The 17,609-nt window shown below is 63.5% G+C and carries 15 protein-coding genes; 10 read left to right on the forward strand and 5 right to left on the reverse strand.

The window, feature by feature from the left end:
• Positions 1–50 precede the first annotated feature (50 nt).
• The 8 genes from F7R11_RS09710 to F7R11_RS09745 all read left to right on the forward strand — a co-directional run bounded on the left by F7R11_RS09710 (position 51) and on the right by F7R11_RS09745 (position 8,973).
• Complete coding sequence (locus tag F7R11_RS09710; RefSeq protein ID WP_064802922.1) at positions 51–1,232, forward strand: acetyl-CoA C-acetyltransferase; 1,182 nt, start codon at positions 51–53, stop codon at positions 1,230–1,232.
• 111 nt (positions 1,233–1,343) lie between these two features.
• Positions 1,344–2,084: a 3-ketoacyl-ACP reductase gene (locus tag F7R11_RS09715; RefSeq protein WP_021194617.1), complete on the forward strand. Its 741-nt coding sequence runs from the start codon at positions 1,344–1,346 to the stop codon at positions 2,082–2,084.
• 406 nt (positions 2,085–2,490) lie between these two features.
• Positions 2,491–3,045, forward strand: a complete 555-nt coding sequence (phaR, locus tag F7R11_RS09720; protein WP_021194616.1) for a polyhydroxyalkanoate synthesis repressor PhaR — start codon at positions 2,491–2,493, stop codon at positions 3,043–3,045.
• Between the two features lie 208 nt (positions 3,046–3,253).
• Entirely contained in the window at positions 3,254–4,234 is a 981-nt protein-coding gene (locus F7R11_RS09725) for a tRNA dihydrouridine synthase (protein WP_064802924.1), read from the forward strand.
• 84 nt (positions 4,235–4,318) lie between these two features.
• Positions 4,319–5,680 carry a 30S ribosomal protein S12 methylthiotransferase RimO gene (gene rimO / locus F7R11_RS09730; RefSeq protein ID WP_031329281.1) on the forward strand — a complete coding sequence of 454 codons (1,362 nt, stop codon included), beginning with the start codon at positions 4,319–4,321 and terminating at the stop codon, positions 5,678–5,680.
• Positions 5,681–5,779: 99 nt separating this feature from the next.
• The gene (gene bktB, locus F7R11_RS09735; protein ID WP_021194613.1) at positions 5,780–6,964 is read left to right on the forward strand and encodes a beta-ketothiolase BktB; all 1,185 of its coding nucleotides are present in this window, start codon (positions 5,780–5,782) and stop codon (positions 6,962–6,964) included.
• A complete protein-coding gene (locus F7R11_RS09740; RefSeq protein WP_064802926.1) occupies positions 6,939–7,688 on the forward strand; it encodes a hypothetical protein in 750 nt (249 codons plus the stop codon). Before bktB ends, F7R11_RS09740 begins: the two co-directional genes overlap by 26 nt.
• A gap of 73 nt (positions 7,689–7,761) precedes the next feature.
• The gene (locus F7R11_RS09745; protein WP_064802928.1) at positions 7,762–8,973 is read left to right on the forward strand and encodes a cystathionine beta-lyase; all 1,212 of its coding nucleotides are present in this window, start codon (positions 7,762–7,764) and stop codon (positions 8,971–8,973) included.
• Between the two features lie 84 nt (positions 8,974–9,057).
• Here F7R11_RS09745 and serB read toward each other — a convergent pair whose 3' ends face one another.
• The 3 genes from serB to mfd all read right to left on the reverse strand — a co-directional run bounded on the left by serB (position 9,058) and on the right by mfd (position 14,672).
• Complete coding sequence (gene serB, locus F7R11_RS09750; protein WP_064802929.1) at positions 9,058–9,915, reverse strand: phosphoserine phosphatase SerB; 858 nt, start codon at positions 9,913–9,915, stop codon at positions 9,058–9,060.
• Between the two features lie 102 nt (positions 9,916–10,017).
• The gene (gene argE / locus F7R11_RS09755) at positions 10,018–11,202 is read right to left on the reverse strand and encodes an acetylornithine deacetylase (protein WP_064802930.1); all 1,185 of its coding nucleotides are present in this window, start codon (positions 11,200–11,202) and stop codon (positions 10,018–10,020) included.
• Between the two features lie 38 nt (positions 11,203–11,240).
• Positions 11,241–14,672: a transcription-repair coupling factor gene (gene mfd, locus F7R11_RS09760; RefSeq protein ID WP_064802931.1), complete on the reverse strand. Its 3,432-nt coding sequence runs from the start codon at positions 14,670–14,672 to the stop codon at positions 11,241–11,243.
• 444 nt (positions 14,673–15,116) lie between these two features.
• Here mfd and ispD point away from each other — a divergent pair, with 444 nt between their 5' ends.
• Entirely contained in the window at positions 15,117–15,884 is a 768-nt protein-coding gene (gene ispD, locus F7R11_RS09765) for a 2-C-methyl-D-erythritol 4-phosphate cytidylyltransferase (protein WP_064802932.1), read from the forward strand.
• On the forward strand, positions 15,881–16,387 hold the full coding sequence (gene ispF, locus F7R11_RS09770) for a 2-C-methyl-D-erythritol 2,4-cyclodiphosphate synthase (protein ID WP_064802934.1): 507 nt from the start codon (positions 15,881–15,883) through the stop codon (positions 16,385–16,387). Before ispD ends, ispF begins: the two co-directional genes overlap by 4 nt.
• A 72-nt stretch (positions 16,388–16,459) precedes the next feature.
• On the opposite strand, the gene F7R11_RS09775 is transcribed toward ispF, so the two are convergent.
• Together F7R11_RS09775 and F7R11_RS09780 are read right to left on the reverse strand one after the other, a co-directional pair.
• Positions 16,460–16,978: a carboxymuconolactone decarboxylase family protein gene (locus tag F7R11_RS09775; RefSeq protein WP_064802937.1), complete on the reverse strand. Its 519-nt coding sequence runs from the start codon at positions 16,976–16,978 to the stop codon at positions 16,460–16,462.
• Positions 16,979–17,058: 80 nt separating this feature from the next.
• On the reverse strand, positions 17,059–17,607 hold the full coding sequence (locus tag F7R11_RS09780; RefSeq protein WP_064802939.1) for a peroxiredoxin: 549 nt from the start codon (positions 17,605–17,607) through the stop codon (positions 17,059–17,061).
• Positions 17,608–17,609 lie beyond the last annotated feature (2 nt).

Below are 17,609 nucleotides of genomic sequence, written 5' to 3' on the forward strand. Positions count from 1 at the left end.
CGGCCGCCGACGGTGTCCCCGACTCTCTTTCGACTGTGGAAGGTAAGCAAATGACCGATGTTGTGATCGTATCGGCGGTTCGTACCGCTGTAGGCAAGTTTGGTGGTTCGCTGGCGAAGATTGCCGCCCCGGATCTGGGTGCAGCCGTGATTCGCGAGGCGCTCTCGCGTGCGAAGGTTTCGCCGGACCAGGTGAGCGAAGTCATCATGGGGCAGGTGCTGACCGCCGGCTCGGGCCAGAACCCGGCGCGCCAGGCCGTCATCAAGGCCGGGCTGCCCAACATGGTGCCGGGCATGACCATCAACAAGGTGTGCGGCTCGGGTCTGAAGGCCGTGATGCTGGCGGCCAATGCCATCATTGCGGGCGACGCGGATATCGTCGTGGCGGGTGGTCAGGAGAACATGTCTGCTGCCCCACACGTACTGCCGGGTTCGCGTGACGGTTTCCGGATGGGCGACGCGAAGCTCATCGACTCGATGATTGTGGATGGGCTGTGGGACGTCTACAACCAGTACCACATGGGCATCACCGCTGAGAACGTCGCCAAGGAATACGGCATCACGCGCGAGGCGCAGGACGAGTTTGCCGTGGCCTCGCAGAACAAGGCAGAAGCTGCGCAGAAGTCGGGTCGCTTCAACGACGAAATCGTTCCGATCCTGATCCCGCAGCGCAAGGGGGATCCGATCGCGTTCGCGCAGGACGAATTCGTTCGCCACGGCGCGACGCTGGATTCGATGGCTGGCCTGAAGCCTGCCTTCGACAAGGCTGGCACCGTCACAGCGGCCAATGCTTCGGGCCTGAACGATGGCGCCGCTGCTGTGGTCGTGATGTCTGCGGCCAAGGCCAAGGAACTGGGCCTGACCCCGCTGGCCACCATTCGTGCCTACGCCAGCGCTGGCCTGGATCCGAAGGTGATGGGCATGGGGCCGGTGCCGGCGTCCAAGCGTTGCCTGTCGCGCGCCGGCTGGTCGGTGAACGATCTGGACCTGATGGAGATCAACGAGGCGTTTGCCGCGCAGGCGCTGGCTGTGCACCAGCAGATGGGCTGGGATACGTCCAAGGTCAACGTCAATGGCGGCGCGATTGCCATTGGTCACCCCATCGGCGCGTCGGGCTGCCGCATTCTGGTCACGCTGCTGCACGAAATGCAGAAGCGCGATGCGAAGAAGGGCCTGGCCTCGCTGTGTATTGGTGGCGGCATGGGCGTGGCGCTGGCAGTCGAGCGTCCGTAAATCTTTGTAGTGTTATCGGCGCGCGCTGAACGAAAGCGGTGTGCGCCGATCCGAAGCATCTCCGCTTGAGAAAAACTCGGGCGGTTCCAATAACAAGGACTAGGAGTGGACATGACCAAACGCATTGCATACGTCACCGGCGGCATGGGCGGCATCGGAACGGCGATTTGCCAGCGCTTGGCGCGCGACGGCTTCATCGTCGTCGCAGGTTGCGGCCCGAATTCGCCGCGCAAGGCAAAATGGCTCGAGCAGCAGAAGGCGCTGGGCTTTGATTTCGTTCCGTCTGAAGGCAACGTCGGCGATTGGGAATCGACCAAGGCCGCGTTCGACAAGGTCAAGGCTGAAGTGGGTGAGGTGGATGTCCTCGTCAACAACGCCGGCATCACGCGCGACGTGGTGTTCCGCAAGATGACCCGCGCTGACTGGGACGCTGTGATCGACACCAACCTCACGTCGCTGTTCAACGTGACCAAGCAGGTGATCGACGGCATGGTGGATCGTGGCTGGGGTCGCGTCATCAACATCTCGTCGGTGAACGGTCAGAAGGGGCAGTTTGGCCAGACCAACTACTCGACGGCCAAGGCTGGCCTGCACGGCTTCACGATGGCACTGGCGCAGGAAGTGGCGACCAAGGGCGTGACGGTGAACACTGTGTCGCCAGGCTATATCGCCACCGACATGGTGAAAGCGATTCGTCAGGATGTGCTCGACAAGATCGTCGGTACGATCCCGGTCAAGCGCCTGGGTGAGCCGACGGAAATCGCTTCGATCTGCGCATGGCTGGCGTCCGAAGAGTCGGGCTTCTCCACCGGCGCAGACTTCTCCCTCAACGGCGGCCTGCACATGGGCTGACCTTCAAACGCCCATGCTGCGGTCTTGCTGCAGCATGGGCGCAGCAATTTTCCCCCAAGAATCCGTTTTTACCCGTTCGCTGCTGCGATGCTCAAGTGCGTCGCAGCAGTGTATTTGCGTTGCACTTCGACGCGCATTCGGGTGCATCGGCCGTATCAAAATGCTGCGGGTTTTTACCGGGGGAGGTCGCCTTTTCTTTGCATGGCGATCCGCATAGAATCCAATCACGGAGGCGCTCCGCAGGGAGACACGGGGCGTCCGATCATAACCGGATGCATCTGCGTTGCCACATTCCTACGCAGATCGGAATAGCCGGGCAACCGCGTATTTTGCTGCACCGCTTGGTGCAGTCATTTCGCACTGCATCGGCTGCACCGCAGCAGCATCGCCAACACGGAAAGGCATGATGGCCACCAGCAAGAAGGGCACCGAACGGCTGATCAAGAAATATCCTAACCGCCGGCTCTACGACACCCAGACCAGTACTTACATCACGCTCGCAGACGTCAAGCAGCTCGTGATGGAGACCGAGGAATTTCGCGTGGTTGACGCGAAGTCCGGCGAAGATCTGACCCGCAGTATCCTGCTGCAGATCATCCTGGAAGAGGAAACCGGCGGCGTGCCGATGTTCTCCGGCTCGATGCTGGCGCAGATCATCCGTTTCTACGGCAATGCCATGCAGGGGATGATGGGCACGTACCTGGAAAAGAACATCCAGGCATTCGTTGATATCCAGAGCAAGCTGGCCGAGAACTCGAAGGATCTCTACAGCGGCAACAGCTTCAACCCCGACATGTGGTCGCAGTTCATGAACATGCAGGGGCCGATGATGCAGGGCATGATGAGCAACTACATCGAGCAGAGCAAAAACCTGTTCGTGCAGATGCAGGAGCAAATGCAGAGCCAGGCCAAGAACATGTTCGGGACGTTCCCGTTCAACCAGCCGCCCGAGAAGAAGTAAGTCGGGCCAGCTTGGCGGACAAAGGCGAATCGCGCGGCGGTTCGCCTTTTTTGTTGGGGTGATGGGAATGAGGCGACAGGGTAAAATGCGCGGCCTCAGAGGCTGATGCGTGCGCTTTACGCATCACCTCAAAATCTCGACTTCCCGCTTCGGTTATTCCCATGTTCAACCCCAGCTTCCGGCACATTGACCGGTTGGCCGCTTTCGCATGAGCCGCTTGTTGCTCGCCCCGATGGAGGGCGTCGCGGATTTTGTCATGCGTGACACGCTGACCCGCGCCGGTGGCTTCGATGGATGTGTCTCCGAGTTTGTCCGGGTGACAGGCTCCTTGCTGCCCCTGCGCACCTACGAGCGCGAGACGCCCGAAATCGCCAACGGCGGCTACACCGCCAGCGGCACGCCGATGGTCGTTCAGTTTCTGGGCAGCGACCCTGAATGGCTCGCCCGGAACGCCGCGTACGCTGCGACCCTGTCGCCGCATGGCATCGACCTGAACTTCGGCTGCCCGGCCAAAGTGGTGAATCGACACGGCGGCGGTGCCATGCTGCTTGATACGCCGGAAGTGCTGCACACGATCGTGGCGGCGGTGCGGGCCGCTGTCCCGCAGAACATTGCGGTGACGGCCAAGATGCGCCTGGGTGTTTCCGATACGTCGCGCGCGATCGAGTGTGCGACCGCCTTGGCAGAAGGTGGTGCGGCGTCGCTGGTTGTGCATGCTCGCACGCGCGATCATGGCTATCGCCCGCCAGCCCATTGGGAGTGGATTGCGCGTATCGCGGATGCCGTGCACGTGCCTGTCATCGCGAATGGCGAAGTCTGGACCGTGGGCGATTGGGAGCGCTGCCGCGCCGTCAGCGGTTGCGATGACGTGATGATTGGCCGCGGTGCCGTGTCCGATCCGTTCCTGGCTCAGCGTATTCGCGGGCGGATGGAGCCGGCCCCCTCCGCCGCAGAATGGCCGATTGTGCTGGGTTTTCTTGCCGACTATCTCAAGAAGCTGCACGCGCGCATCTTGTCGAAGCACGAGCATGGCCGGGTCAAGCTGTGGCTCGGCTACCTGAAACGGACGTGGCCGCAGGCGGCCGAGTTGCACGATGCCATCCGGCGCCTGCAGGACCCGATGGAAATCCAACGCGTGATTGAGCACGCGCTGCATCAGGGTGGCCGGCAGACGGCTCCGGCAGGGTAAAATGCGCATCTGCGCGGCGCTCATGCACGTACCGAAACCATGTCAAGCGCGCGGCACAAACACTCCCCACATCAGGTTGTCCCCATGTCCGACGTTAGTACCCAGAGCCCGAAAGTTGGCTTCGTTTCGCTTGGTTGCCCAAAGGCTTTGGTCGATTCCGAGCAGATCATTACCCAGCTCCGCGCGGAGGGGTATGAGATCTCCGGTACATATGGCGGGGCTGACCTGGTGGTCGTCAATACCTGCGGTTTCATCGATGAGGCGGTGCAGGAAAGCCTGGATGCCATTGGCGAAGCGCTGGCCGAGAACGGCAAGGTGATCGTCACCGGCTGCCTGGGCGCCAAGAAGGACGCCGCCGGGCAGGACATCATCACCAGCGTGCACCCGAAGGTGCTGGCCGTGACAGGCCCGCACGCGCTGGGAGAAGTGATGGAGGCGGTGCACACGCATCTGCCCAAGCCGCACGATCCGTTCATCGACCTCGTGCCGCCGCAAGGCATCAAGCTCACGCCCAAGCATTACGCATATCTGAAGATTTCCGAGGGCTGCAACCATCGCTGCAGCTTCTGCATCATCCCGTCGATGCGCGGCGACCTGGTCTCGCGCCCGGTGGCGGAAGTGATGCTGGAGGCAGAAAACCTGTTGAAGGCCGGCGTGAAGGAACTGCTCGTCATCTCGCAGGACACCAGCGCCTACGGCGTCGACGTCAAATTCCGCACAGGCTTCTGGAATGGCAGACCACTCAAGACGCGCATGACCGAGCTGGTAGCTGCACTGGGCGAGTTGGCTTCGCAGTATGGCGCCTGGGTGCGCCTGCACTACGTCTACCCGTACCCGAGCGTGGACGAAGTGATGCCGCTGATGGCCGAGGGCAAGGTGCTGCCGTACCTCGACGTGCCGCTGCAGCATGCCCATCCGGATGTGCTCAAGCGCATGAAGCGCCCGGCCAATGCCGAGAAAACGCTCGATCGCATCCGCGCTTGGCGCGAGGTGTGCCCGGAGCTGACCATCCGCAGCACGTTCATCGCAGGTTTCCCGGGCGAGACGGAAGAAGAATTCCAGACGCTGCTCGACTTCATCGCCGAAGCCGAATTGGATCGCGTGGGCTGCTTCGCCTATTCGCCGGTGGAAGGTGCGACCGCCAACGACCTGCCGGGCGCGCTGCCCGATGAGGTGCGCGAAGAGCGCCGCGCGCGCTTCATGGAAGTGGCCGAACGCGTGTCGGCCCGCCGTCTGCAACGCAAGGTGGGCAAGTCGCTGCGCGTGCTGGTGGACGAGGTGAACCAGGAAGGCGGCATTGGCCGTTCGTCGGCGGATGCACCGGAAATTGACGGTCTGGTCTACATCGCGCCGCCGTCCAAGCCATACAAGCGCTACAAGGCGGGCGATTTCGTGTCGGTCAAGATCACCGGCGCCGACGGCCACGACCTGTGGGGCGAAGTTTGAGGCAGGCCAGGTGAGCTTACGTAGTTTTACCTAAAATTTTGCGAACGGTCGTGCGTTTATACTGACCGCCATTCAATTTTCAATTGCATGGAGACAGCAATGGCACGTGAAGTGGTGGTGGTCAGCGGCGTTCGTACCGCAATCGGGACGTTTGGCGGCAGCCTGAAGGATGTGGCGCCGTGCGAACTGGGTGCATTGGTCGTGCGCGAGGCGCTCGCCCGTGCCGGTGTGAAGGGCGAAGAGGTCGGTCACGTGGTGTTCGGCCACGTCATCAACACCGAGCCCCGCGACATGTACCTCTCGCGCGTGGCGGCTGTGAACGGCGGCGTGTCGGCTGAGACGCCTGCGTTCAACGTCAACCGTCTGTGCGGCTCCGGTCTGCAGGCTGTAGTCAACGCTGCGCAGACCGTTCTGCTGGGTGACGCTGATATCGCCATCGCCGGTGGTGCCGAGAGCATGAGCCGCGCGCCGTACCTGGCACCCGCGGCCCGCTGGGGCTCGCGCATGGGCGACGCCAAGATGGTCGACATGATGCTCGGCGCGCTGCACGACCCGTTCCACACCATCCACATGGGTGTGACGGCGGAAAACGTCGCCCGCGAATTCGGCATCAGCCGCGAACAGCAAGACCAGACCGCGTTGGAATCGCACCAGCGCGCCTCGCGCGCCATCCAGGCCGGCTACTTCAAGGACCAGATTGTTCCGGTGACGATCAAGTCACGCAAGGGCGACATCCAGTTCGATACCGATGAGCACGTCCGCCACGACGCGACCATCGACGACATGACCAAGCTCAAGCCGGTTTTCGCCAAGGAAAACGGCACGGTTACGGCGGGCAATGCCTCGGGCCTGAACGATGCTGGCGCGGCACTGGTGCTGATGGAGCGTTCGGTGGCCGAGGCGCGTGGTCTGAAGCCGCTGGCGCGCCTGGTGTCGTACGGCCATGCTGGCGTTGATCCGAAGATCATGGGGATCGGCCCGGTGCCGGCGACGCGCCGCGCGCTGGAGCGTGCCGGCCTGTCGGTCAAGGATCTGGACGTGATCGAGGCCAACGAGGCGTTTGCTGCGCAGGCTTGCGCGGTGACGAAGGAACTCGGTCTGGACCCGGCCAAGGTCAACCCGAACGGCTCGGGCATCTCGCTCGGCCATCCGATCGGCGCAACGGGCGCTCTGATTACGGTGAAGGCGCTGCACGAGCTGCAGCGCATTGGTGGTCGCTACGCACTGGTGACCATGTGTATTGGTGGAGGACAAGGCATTGCGGCGGTGTTCGAACGCATCTGAACGCTTTCTTCTGATTGCGCGCCCGACAGGGCCGGCCGGCGCATTGCTCGCACTGGTGCTGGCCCTGGGCGCCATAGGTGTGACAACGGCGTCTGCCCAGACGCCGGCTGCCAACAACGGTTATGACGTGTCGACCGGCGGCGCCAACGTGCAGCCGGGCGACCTCGGTCTGAACCGTGCCATCGCGGATGGCGACAAGCGACGTGCTGCCAAGGCCGGTAACGGGTTCTCCGCCCAGACGGCCCAACCTCAGGTGCTGCAGCCCCAGCCAGACTACGCGAAATATCCCGTCTATACCGGTGTCATCGGGGATGTGCCGATCCACATGCGCCTCGGCCGCAAACCCGGTGAGATCGACAGCGTCCACGGCGAGTACACAGCGGGCAAAGGCCCGGGCGTGCGCCTTGTGACGGGCGAATATGAAAACGGCGGCTTCCTGATGGAAGAGTCCGACGACGGTACGAACGTCACCGGCACATGGGAAGGCGCCATCGACACGCGCGGCATCGTGCATGGCACCTGGACGGATGTCGCACACGGCGGCAGTACGCTGCCGTTTGTGCTGCGGCCGGTCGCCGTGGTGGTGATTCCCCCGTACGATGCCGCCGCCAACAGCAATGCAGTGACGCCAGCCAGGCCACTGGTGCCCGCCGCACCTGGGCAGATCGCCCCGGCACCGGTGCTGCCGCCAGTCAATCCCGCGCGATCCAGCGCGCACTGGTAAGCTGCCGGGTCAGTTGCCCGCAGCACCAATCCGCCAAATCGGCTGCACGTACGCCACTCACCAGGAATCTTTCGTGAACGACGATACCAAGCTCCCGCCCAAGTTTCCCGCAACCCTGGCTGTGCATCCGGACCTGAATGTCCCGCCGGGTTTTGCCGCGTTCTCGCATGCCACACATCGCGCCTCGACCGTGGTGTTCAAGAACCTCGCCGATATGCGTGCTTTCGGTAGCGGCAGTGTGGTGCACTGGCGTTACGGCCTGCATGCCACGCCGACCTCCGACGCGCTTTGCCAGGCGCTGGCGCAGATCGAAGGCGGTTCGCATGCGCTGCTGCTGCCCTCGGGCCTGGCGGCGATTTCGCTGGTGTACTTCGCGCTCATCAAGTCTGGCGACGACGTGTTGATCCCAGACAATGCCTACGGTCCGAACCGCGACCATGGCGAATGGATGGCGCGCCAGTTCGGCATCACCGTGCGCTACTACGACCCGATGATCGGCGCCGGTATTGCTGACCTGATCCGTCACAACACCAAGCTGGTGTGGCTGGAAGCACCGGGTTCGGTGACGATGGAAGTGCCCGACTGCACAGCCATTGCCGAGGTGGCCCGTGCGGCAGGTGCCATCACGGCGATCGACAACACCTGGAGCGGCGGCGTGTACTACCAGCCGTTTGCGCACGGCATCGACATCTCCGTGCAGGCGCTGACCAAGTACCAGTCCGGCGGCAGCGACGTGCTCATGGGCGCCACCATCACCAACGACGAGGCGCTGCACCACAAGCTGCTGGCCACGCGGATGCGCATGGGGTGGGGCGTGTCGGCGGACGATTGTTATTTCGTGCTGCGCGGCATGCCGAGCTTGCCGACGCGCTTGGCTGCGCACGACGCCCACGCGCGCGAAGTGGCCGAATGGCTGGCCGAGCGGCCCGAGGCCGTGCGCGTGCTGCACCCGGCGCTGCCCGATTGCCCGGGCCATGAGAACTGGAGGCGCGACTTTACCGGTGCCAGCGGCCTATTTTCTATCGTGCTGCACGAGCGTTACTCGCAGGCGCAGATCGATGCTTTTATCGAGGCGCTGCGTTACTTTGCGATCGGCTTTTCGTGGGGCGGGGCGAACAGCCTGGCACTGCCGTACAACATCCCGTCGATGCGCACGGCCACGGCCTGGCCGCCGGCCGATTGGGAGAACGCGGGTGGTTTCGTGCGCCTGTATATCGGCCTGGAGGACCCGCGCGATTTGATCGCCGATCTGAAGCAGGCAATGGAGACGCACCTGCGGGCTTGACCTGGTCGGGGCAGCCTTCAGGGCAATGGAGCGGGGCGCACAGGTTGCGCCCCGTTTTGATTTCTTCAACCGGTGGTTGGTGCCTTACTGCTGCGGGAGGAGATTCAGCAGCCCATCCAGGCCGACAACGTTGAAAGCCACGTCGGCCTGCGCCTGCACGATGGGCTTGGCACGGAACGCCACCGACAAGCCGGCGACCCCCATCATCTTCAAGTCGTTCGAGCCGTCGCCCATGGCGATGGCGTTATGCGGCGTCACGCCCATGTCCTCGCAGAACGCCTTGAGCGTCTGCGCCTTCACGTCGGCATTAACGATCTCGCCGAGCACGCGGCCGGTCAGTTTGCCGTCCACGATCTCCAGCGTATTGGCGCGCGTGCGGTCCAGCCCCAGGCGCTCCTGCAGGCGCGAGGTGAAGAACTCGAAGCCACCCGACACCAGCAGCGTGCGGATGCCCATAGCCTGCACGGCCTTGAGCATTTTTTCTGCGCCCAGGGAGAGTTGCAGACGCTCGTTGTAGACGCGCTCCAGCACGCTCGCATCCAGGCCCTTGAGCAGCTCGACACGGCGCGTCAGGCTCTCGTTGAAATCCTTGATCTCACCGCGCATCGACGCTTCGGTGATGGCGGCCACCTGTGGCTTGAGCCCGCAGAAGTCGGCAATCTCGTCGATGCATTCGATGGTGATGAGCGTGGAATCCATGTCCATCGCCAGCACGCGGAAATCACCGAACGTCCATTCGTCGGGAATCCATGCGTAGTCCAGCTTCAGGTTGGCGCAGATGGCGTCGAGCTGGACGCGCAATTCGCTGGGCAACTCGTGCACCCATTCGATGGCGGCGACGTTGGGCGCGCGCATTTCAAAGGCGGCGGTGCCGAACAGGCTGCGGACGGACTCGATATCGCCGGTAGACAGCGGCAACAGGCTTTGCAGGACGACAGGCATGGGAGGACGGGGGAAAGGATGCGCCGGGGAAGCGCGCTATTGTAGCGAAGCCCCCGGTAGGAATGCGCCCCACCATAAGGTGAGGCGTGCGTTGCACAAATTTCAGACGGTGGCCGTCTCCGCAGTCAGGCTGTGGGCGACCTTGGCGAGGAAGCGATCGCAGGCGTCGAGCTGGGCCAGCTCCACGTATTCGTTGGCCTTGTGCGCTTGCTCGATGTTGCCGGGGCCGCACAGCACAGCCGGAATGCCGGCGCGCTGGAACAAGCCGGCCTCGGTGCCGTAGGCGACCTTGCGCTTGTCGTTGTCTTCGGTCAGCGCGCGCACGAGCTGCGTGATGGCGGCCTGCTCGGAGGCATCCAGCGAAGGTGCCGCGGCGATCTCGGCCAGTTCGATGCGGGCGTCCGGGTGCTCGCGCTGCATGGCGGGCTCGATGGTTTCGCGCACGTAGCGCTCCACGCGCGCGCGGATGGCGGGTGCATCCACGCCCGGCAGGTTGCGGAACTCGAACACGAATTCGCACAGAGCGGGGATCGTGTTGAGCGCGATCCCACCGTTGATCAGCCCCGTGGACGACGTGGTGAACGGCACGTCAAACGCCTCATCAAACGGACCCTGAGCGCGGAATTCATCCGCCAGATCGCGCACGAAGCAGATGATGCGTGCGGCGTACTCAATGGCGTTGACGCCCTGCGGCGTGAGCGACGAATGCGCGGCACGGCCATGCACGCGGCAGCGGTAAGCGTTGATGCCCTTGTGGGCGACGATGGGGCGCATGGCGGTGGGCTCACCGACGATGCAGCCGGCAGGCTTGATGCCGCGCGCAATCAGGTCTTCGATCATGCGAGGGGCCCCCACACAGCCGACTTCTTCGTCATACGACAGCGCCAGGTGCACCGGCTCGCGCAGCTTGGCCTGCAACAGCGAGGGCACCAGCGCCAGCGATGACGCGATGAAGCCCTTCATGTCGCACGTGCCACGCCCGTACAGCTTGCCCTCGCGCACTTCCGGGTTGAACGGATCGCTGTCCCATTTCTGGCCGTCGACCGGCACCACATCGGTATGGCCAGACAGCACGATGCCGCCTTGTACGCTGCCATCCGCCGCCGGAATGGTGGCGAACAGGTTGGCCTTGTTGCCCTCGTCGTTGTGCGAGAGGTGCGATTCGAGGCCGACGCCGCGCAGGTAGTCGCGCACGGTTTCGATCAGGGCGAGGTTGGAGCCGCGGCTGGTGGTGTCAAAACTGACCAGCTTGCGGGTCCAGTCCAGCGTAGAGAGAGCGGTGCTCATGATGTTTCCTTATCTTTTGATTCGGCGATGCTAGCGCATCAGCTCAATTGCCGCATGGCGTGGCGAATCGTCTGCGCCAGCGCGGCGGTCTCAGCCGGGATGTTCTCGATGCGCAGACGATCCTGCCCGGCCAGCTTGATCTGCCGGTTCTTCTGCACGAGGTCGATGATCTTGATCGCATCCACGGGCGGGTTGGGTATGAAATGCAGCGTGACCGCCTCCGCGCCCTTGTCGATCTTGCGGATGCCCAGCGGCACGGCTGCGATTCGCAGACGATGCGTTTCGATGAGCGACTGCGCCTGCGGCGGCAGCTTGCCGAAGCGGTCGATCAGCTCTTCCTGGATGTTGTCGATGGTCTCGCTGCTCTCGCAGTTGGCCAGGCGCTTGTAGAGTGACAGGCGCTCCTGCACATCACCACAATAGTCCTGGGGCAGCAGGGCAGGCGTGCCGAGGTTGATCTCGGTAGTGGCGGCCAGCGGCGCCATCAAGTCGGGCTCCTTGCCCGCCTTGAGTGACTTCACCGCCTGGTTGAGCATGTCGGTATAGAGCTGGAAGCCGATCTCGGAGATCTCGCCCGACTGCTTGTCGCCCAGCACCTCGCCGGCGCCGCGAATTTCCAGATCGTGCATTGCCAGATAGAAGCCCGAACCCAGTTCTTCCATCTGCTGAATGGCTTCGAGCCGGCGCTGCGCCTGCTTGGTCAGACCATCCAGATCGTGCGCCAGCAAATACGCATACGCCTGGTGGTGCGAGCGTCCGACGCGGCCGCGCAACTGGTGCAGCTGCGCCAAGCCGAACTTGTCGGCACGGTGGATCAGGATTGTGTTGGCCGTCGGCACGTCGATGCCGGTTTCGATGATCGTCGTGCACAGCAGGATGTTGGCGCGCTGGGCCACGAAGTCGCGCATCACGCGCTCCAGCTCGCGCTCGTGCATCTGGCCATGGGCGACCACCACGCGCGCTTCCGGAATCAGCTCTTCCAGCTTGGCACGCTTGTTCTCGATGGTCTCGACTTCGTTGTGCAGGAAGTAGACCTGCCCGCCGCGCTTCAACTCACGCAGGATTGCCTCGCGCAGCACGCCGTCTTCTTCGCGGCGCAGGAAGGTCTTGATGGCCAGGCGCTTTTGCGGCGCGGTGGCAATTACCGAGAAATCGCGCAGGCCTTCCAGCGCCATGCCCAGCGTGCGCGGGATCGGCGTCGCGGTGAGCGTGAGCACGTCCACCTCGGCGCGCAGCGTCTTGAGCGCTTCCTTCTGACGCACACCAAAGCGGTGCTCCTCGTCGATGATGACGAGCCCCAGCCGGTCGAACTTCACGTCCGGCGAAAGCAGCTTGTGCGTGCCGATCACGATGTCGATGGTGCCGGCGTTGATGGCCTCGATGGCGCCGTCGATTTCCTTCTTGTTCTTGAAGCGCGAAATCTCGGCAATGCGCACCGGCCAATCAGCAAAGCGGTCGACCAGCGTCTGGTAGTGCTGCTCGGCCAGCAGCGTGGTCGGCGCGAGAATGGCGACCTGCTTGCCGCCCATGACTGCGACGAACGCGGCGCGCAAGGCGACTTCTGTTTTGCCGAAGCCGACGTCGCCGCAGACGAGGCGGTCCATCGGCTTGCCCGAGGTCATGTCAGCGATGACGGCGGCGATGGCGGCGGCCTGGTCGGGCGTTTCTTCAAAGCCGAAGCTCTCTGCAAACTTGACGTAGTCCTCGGGCGTGAGCGGGAAGGCAAAGCCTTGGCGCAGCGCACGGCGCGCGTACAGGTTCAGCAGCTCTGCCGCCGTGTCGCGAATCTGCTGCGCAGCTTTGCGCTTGGCCTTCTCCCACTGGCCGGAGCCGAGCGAATGCAGCGGCGCGGTTTCCGGATCGGCGCCGGAGTAGCGCGAGATCACATGCAGTTGGTGCACCGGCACGTAGAGCTTGTTGCCCTTGTCATAGTCGAGGTGGAGGAACTCCTCCTCACCGTTGCCCATATCGATGGAGATGAGCCCTTGGTAGCGGCCGATGCCATGTTCGCTGTGCACCACCGGGTCGCCGATCTTCAGTTCGGCCAGGTCGCGCACCATGGCATCGACGGCGGTGGCCTGCTCCTGTTTGCGGCGACCGGCGCGGCGCGTGGTCTGTGCGTACAGCTCTGTCTCGGTGATGATGGCGATGCGTTCGTCGCCGAGGATGAAGCCCTGGTACAGCGGTGCCACGCCCAGCACGAATTTGGCGTCGCTGCTTATCAGGTCGGCATAGTCGGCCACGCCTTCCGGGTGCAAACCGCTGGCGGCGAACATCTGCGCGAGCGTCTCGCGGCGGCCGGCGGATTCCGCGCAGATCATGACGCGGCAGTTGCCACGCATCAGGAACGCTTCGAGGTTGACCAGTGGGTCTTCTGCGCGGCGGTTGACAGCAACGTTTGGCAGCGGCAGCGAGAGCGGCGCATCGCCAGGCTCCGCGCGCAACACCAGACGTGCATGCGGCTTGGCCGCCACGAAGAACGCTTCCTCATCCAGATACAACGCGCCGGGCTCCAGCAACGGCCGTTCGCGGTCGTGGCGCATGAAGTTGTAGCGCTGCGTGGTGTCGGCCCAGAAGCGGCGCACCGCGCTTTCGATGTCGCCGACGAAAGCCAGATGCGTGGCGCCCGGCAGATAGTCGAACAGCGTGGCGGTCTCTTCAAAGAACAACGGCAGGTAGTACTCGATGCCGGCCGAGGGCACGCCGTTGCCGATGTCTTTGTAGATGGGCGAGCGCGTCGGGTCGCCTTCGAACACCTCGCGCCAGCGTCCGCGGAAGGCGGTGCGCGAGGCCTCATCCATCGGGAACTCGCGGCCTGGCAGCAGGCGCACTTCGTTTACGGGGTAGAGACTGCGCTGGGTGTCGGGGTCGAAGGAGCGGATGGTCTCGATCTCGTCGCCGAACAGGTCGAGCCGATACGGCAGCGGCGAACCCATCGGGAAGAGGTCGATCAATCCGCCGCGCACGGAGTATTCACCGGGGCGCATGACGGCGCTGACATGCTCATAGCCGGCCAGCGTGAACTGTGCCTTGAGCGCAGCCTCATCGAGCTTTTCGCCCTTCTTGAAGAAGAACGTGTAGGCCGCCAGGAACGACGGCGGCGCGATGCGCTGCAACGCCGTCGATGCCGGCACAAGCAGGATGTCGCACGCGCCGTTCTGCAGGTCATGCAGCGTGGCCAACCGTTCGGAGATCAAGTCCTGGTGCGGCGAGAAGTTGTCGTACGGCAGCGTTTCCCAGTCCGGCAGCAGCTTTACGCGCGCTTGCGGGGCAAACCAGCGCAGCTCTTCCGCCAGGCGCTGGGCGTCAACGGCGTTGGCACAGACCACCGCCAGCATGGGTACGGCAGCGCGATGCTGCTCCAGGTAGCGTGCAAGCAGCAGGGCATCTGCCGCGCCTTGCAGGCCGCTGAAGACGAAGCGCGCCCCCGGTTTGACGGCGGGCAGGGCAGAAAGCGAGAAATCGGACATGGGAGACGTCGGGTTCTTGTAGGACCGGTCGGCAAGGCAAAGCATGACACCCCGCCGGCGTTTGCAGGCGGGGTGTCATAGGGCCTGTCGTCACGAGAAACGTGCGCGCGCAAGGCTAATTTGGGTCGCAGGGCTAGGCGTGGGCGGCGCCGCTTGGTCACTCCAAGCAAGCCGGCCGCAACGACGCCATGCGGCCCAAATTACCCTTGCCCTCCGGGTTGACCCGATCCGGGGCCATCTACTTTGTCGGGCACCTTGCAAAGGGAGTGACCCTTTGCGGCGTTGCCCTTCGCGTAGCTGGCCCCGGCTCGGGTCAACGCGCGCACGTTTCTCGTGACGACAGGCCCTAACACTGGCCGCTATTATAAAATCCGCGCGAATTACATGCTGGTGACGGCTCAAAAACCGTGCAAACGCCGCATCCACGCTTATCTTTTGCACTCCATGTCCGAACCTTCCCGCCCAGGCCGACGCCGTTTTGCGCTGATTCCCTCAGCCGGCACCGGCTCGCGCGCCGGCGGCGATTTGCCCAAGCAATATCAGGCGATCGCCGGGCGGCCGATGTTGTGGCACACCGCACAAGCCTTTCTGGGGAGCCCCGAGATCGATTCTGTGTTGATCGTGACGACGCCGGGCGCACAACCGCTCGTGCAGCGTTTTCCCGATGGCGGTTTCGATGCACCCAGGCTGGTCGAAGTGGATTGCGGCGGTGATTCGCGCCACGCGTCGGTCATGCATGGGCTGGCAGCGTTGCGCGGGCTGGGTGCGCACGACGACGATTGGGTGCTTGTGCATGATGCCGCCCGCCCAGGTCTGACACCTGCGCTGATTGCGCGGTTGGTCGCCGCGGTGGAGGGTGAGGGCTCGCAGGCCGTCGGTGGCATCCTCGCGCTGCCAGTGGCCGATACGCTCAAGCGTGCAGACGCCGAGCAGCACATCGGTGCCACGGTACAGCGTGATGGCCTGTGGCAAGCGCAAACACCGCAGATGTTTCCACTTGGCCTGTTGGAGCGTGCGTTGCGCGAGGCACTGGCGCAACAACGCATCGTTACCGATGAGGCCAGTGCCATTGAGGCGGCTGGCCACAAGCCGTTGCTGGTGCCCGGCGCGCTGCGCAACTTCAAGGTGACGTACCCCGACGATTTCGCGCTGGCCGAGGCTATCCTCGCGCTGCGCGCACAAGACAAACCTCACGAGGCATCGCAAGCATGAACTGGATGGATATCCGCATTGGCCAGGGCTACGACGTACACGCCTTGGTAGAAGGCCGCAAGCTGATTCTCGGCGGTGTGGACATTCCCCACACGCGCGGCCTGCTCGGCCATTCCGATGCCGATGCATTGCTGCACGCCATTACAGACGCGCTGTTCGGTGCCGCTGGCCTGGGCGATATCGGCCGGCACTTTCCTGACACCGATCCCGCCTTTGCGGGCGCCGACAGTCGCGTGCTGCTGCGTGAAGCCGTGCAGCGCGTGCGCAAGGCCGGCTATGCCGTAGGCAATGTCGACGCCACCGTCATCGCACAGAAGCCGAAGCTCGCACCGCACGTGCCGGGCATGGTTGCCAACCTGGCAGAAGACCTCGGCATTGCGCCCGAGCGCTGTAACGTCAAGGCCAAGACCAACGAGAAGCTCGGCTTCGAAGGCAAGGAAGAGGGCATCGTCGCGCAGGCCATCGTACTGATCTACCGTGCGGAAGCCGCCGATCAAGACTGAAGTGTCGCTTGACGAAAAACGGCAGCCCGGATTGCTCCGGCGCTGCCGTTTTCGTTTGTGGAGCGTGATGGTCTATTCGGTCGCAATCACAATGGCTGCCGCGTTGATGACCGAAGCGATGCGCCCAACGTCGCGCAATTGCTGCGTGCTCATGCCCAGCTCCCTGAGCAGCTTGTAGTGCGAGCTCACGCAGAAATGGCACTTGCCGACGATGGACGCTGCCAGGGCATACAGTTCAAAGCGCCGTCTGTCGATGCCGCCGTGGCTGCTGTAGGCGTTCATGCGGAGTTCGGCGCGCTGTGTTTTCAGGTCGGCGTCGTCGGCCATCTCAACAAACGGATACCACGTGTTGTTCATCCCCATGAGCGCCGCTGCGGTGAGCACGCCAGTCGTCTCCTCGGGCGACAGCACGCCGGCATTGCGGATGATTTCGGTCAGCACCTTGCTCTTCGCGGCAAAGGCTGCCGCGAGCGCCACGCCAACCGCATCCGTGCCTTCGAGCGAAGACCGCGCGATCGTGCCGTCTACGTTCAGGCGGATGTCCTTGGCGTAGTCGGGTATCAAGCCTTTTATCGTCTGCAGGAATTCCATCGGCTGCTCCTATCGGCGGTGGCTGGAAAAAGGAAAGCCCGCGCAAGGCGGGCTTCGACTCGGCGTGCCTTGCGTGGCGATTACAGCGTGGCACCGCCAACCGCGCGGTTGCACGGGCATAGCTCGTCGGTCTGCAGGCCATCGAGAATGCGCAGGACTTCATCCGGGTTACGGCCCACGTTCAGGTTGTTGACCGACACGTGCTGGATGACGTTGTCCGGGTCGACGATAAACGTTGCACGCAATGCAACGCCGGCCTCATGTTCGCGTACGCCGAGCTGATCAATCAGGGCGCCGGTCGTGTCGGCAAAGGACCACTGGTTGAGCTTGTCGAGGTCTTTGTGCTCGCGGCGCCATGCGAGCTTGACGAACTCGTTGTCAGTCGAGCCGCCCAGCACGACGGTGTCGCGGTCTTCGAAATCGCCGTTGAGTTTGGCGAAGGCGACGATCTCGGTCGGGCAGACGAAGGTGAAGTCTTTCGGATAGAAGTAGATGATCTTCCACTTGCCGGGGAACGAGGTCTCGGTGATGTCTTCGAACGCCGACTGGCCGCCTTCCTCGTGATGATTGAACCCCGGCTTGACGCCGACGACCTTGAACGGTTCGAGCTTGTCACCAATGGTCTTCATGA

Source organism: Ralstonia insidiosa, assembly GCF_008801405.1.
Lineage (GTDB): Bacteria > Pseudomonadota > Gammaproteobacteria > Burkholderiales > Burkholderiaceae > Ralstonia > Ralstonia insidiosa.

Excerpts from the sequence above, each read along its gene's own strand:
- F7R11_RS09775 (WP_064802937.1), bottom strand. The coding sequence starts at position 16,978 with ATGGAATTCCTGCAGACGATAAAAGGCTTGATACCCGACTACGCCAAG.
- mfd (WP_064802931.1), bottom strand. The coding sequence starts at position 14,672 with ATGTCCGATTTCTCGCTTTCTGCCCTGCCCGCCGTCAAACCGGGGGCG.
- serB (WP_064802929.1), bottom strand. The coding sequence starts at position 9,915 with ATGCCTGTCGTCCTGCAAAGCCTGTTGCCGCTGTCTACCGGCGATATC.
- F7R11_RS09715 (WP_021194617.1), top strand. The coding sequence starts at position 1,344 with ATGACCAAACGCATTGCATACGTCACCGGCGGCATGGGCGGCATCGGA.
- ispF (WP_064802934.1), top strand. The coding sequence starts at position 15,881 with ATGAACTGGATGGATATCCGCATTGGCCAGGGCTACGACGTACACGCC.
- argE (WP_064802930.1), bottom strand. The coding sequence starts at position 11,202 with ATGAGCACCGCTCTCTCTACGCTGGACTGGACCCGCAAGCTGGTCAGT.
- phaR (WP_021194616.1), top strand. The coding sequence starts at position 2,491 with ATGGCCACCAGCAAGAAGGGCACCGAACGGCTGATCAAGAAATATCCT.
- F7R11_RS09710 (WP_064802922.1), top strand. The coding sequence starts at position 51 with ATGACCGATGTTGTGATCGTATCGGCGGTTCGTACCGCTGTAGGCAAG.
- F7R11_RS09780 (WP_064802939.1), bottom strand. The coding sequence starts at position 17,607 with ATGAAGACCATTGGTGACAAGCTCGAACCGTTCAAGGTCGTCGGCGTC.
- F7R11_RS09725 (WP_064802924.1), top strand. The coding sequence starts at position 3,254 with ATGAGCCGCTTGTTGCTCGCCCCGATGGAGGGCGTCGCGGATTTTGTC.
- ispD (WP_064802932.1), top strand. The coding sequence starts at position 15,117 with ATGTCCGAACCTTCCCGCCCAGGCCGACGCCGTTTTGCGCTGATTCCC.
- rimO (WP_031329281.1), top strand. The coding sequence starts at position 4,319 with ATGTCCGACGTTAGTACCCAGAGCCCGAAAGTTGGCTTCGTTTCGCTT.
- bktB (WP_021194613.1), top strand. The coding sequence starts at position 5,780 with ATGGCACGTGAAGTGGTGGTGGTCAGCGGCGTTCGTACCGCAATCGGG.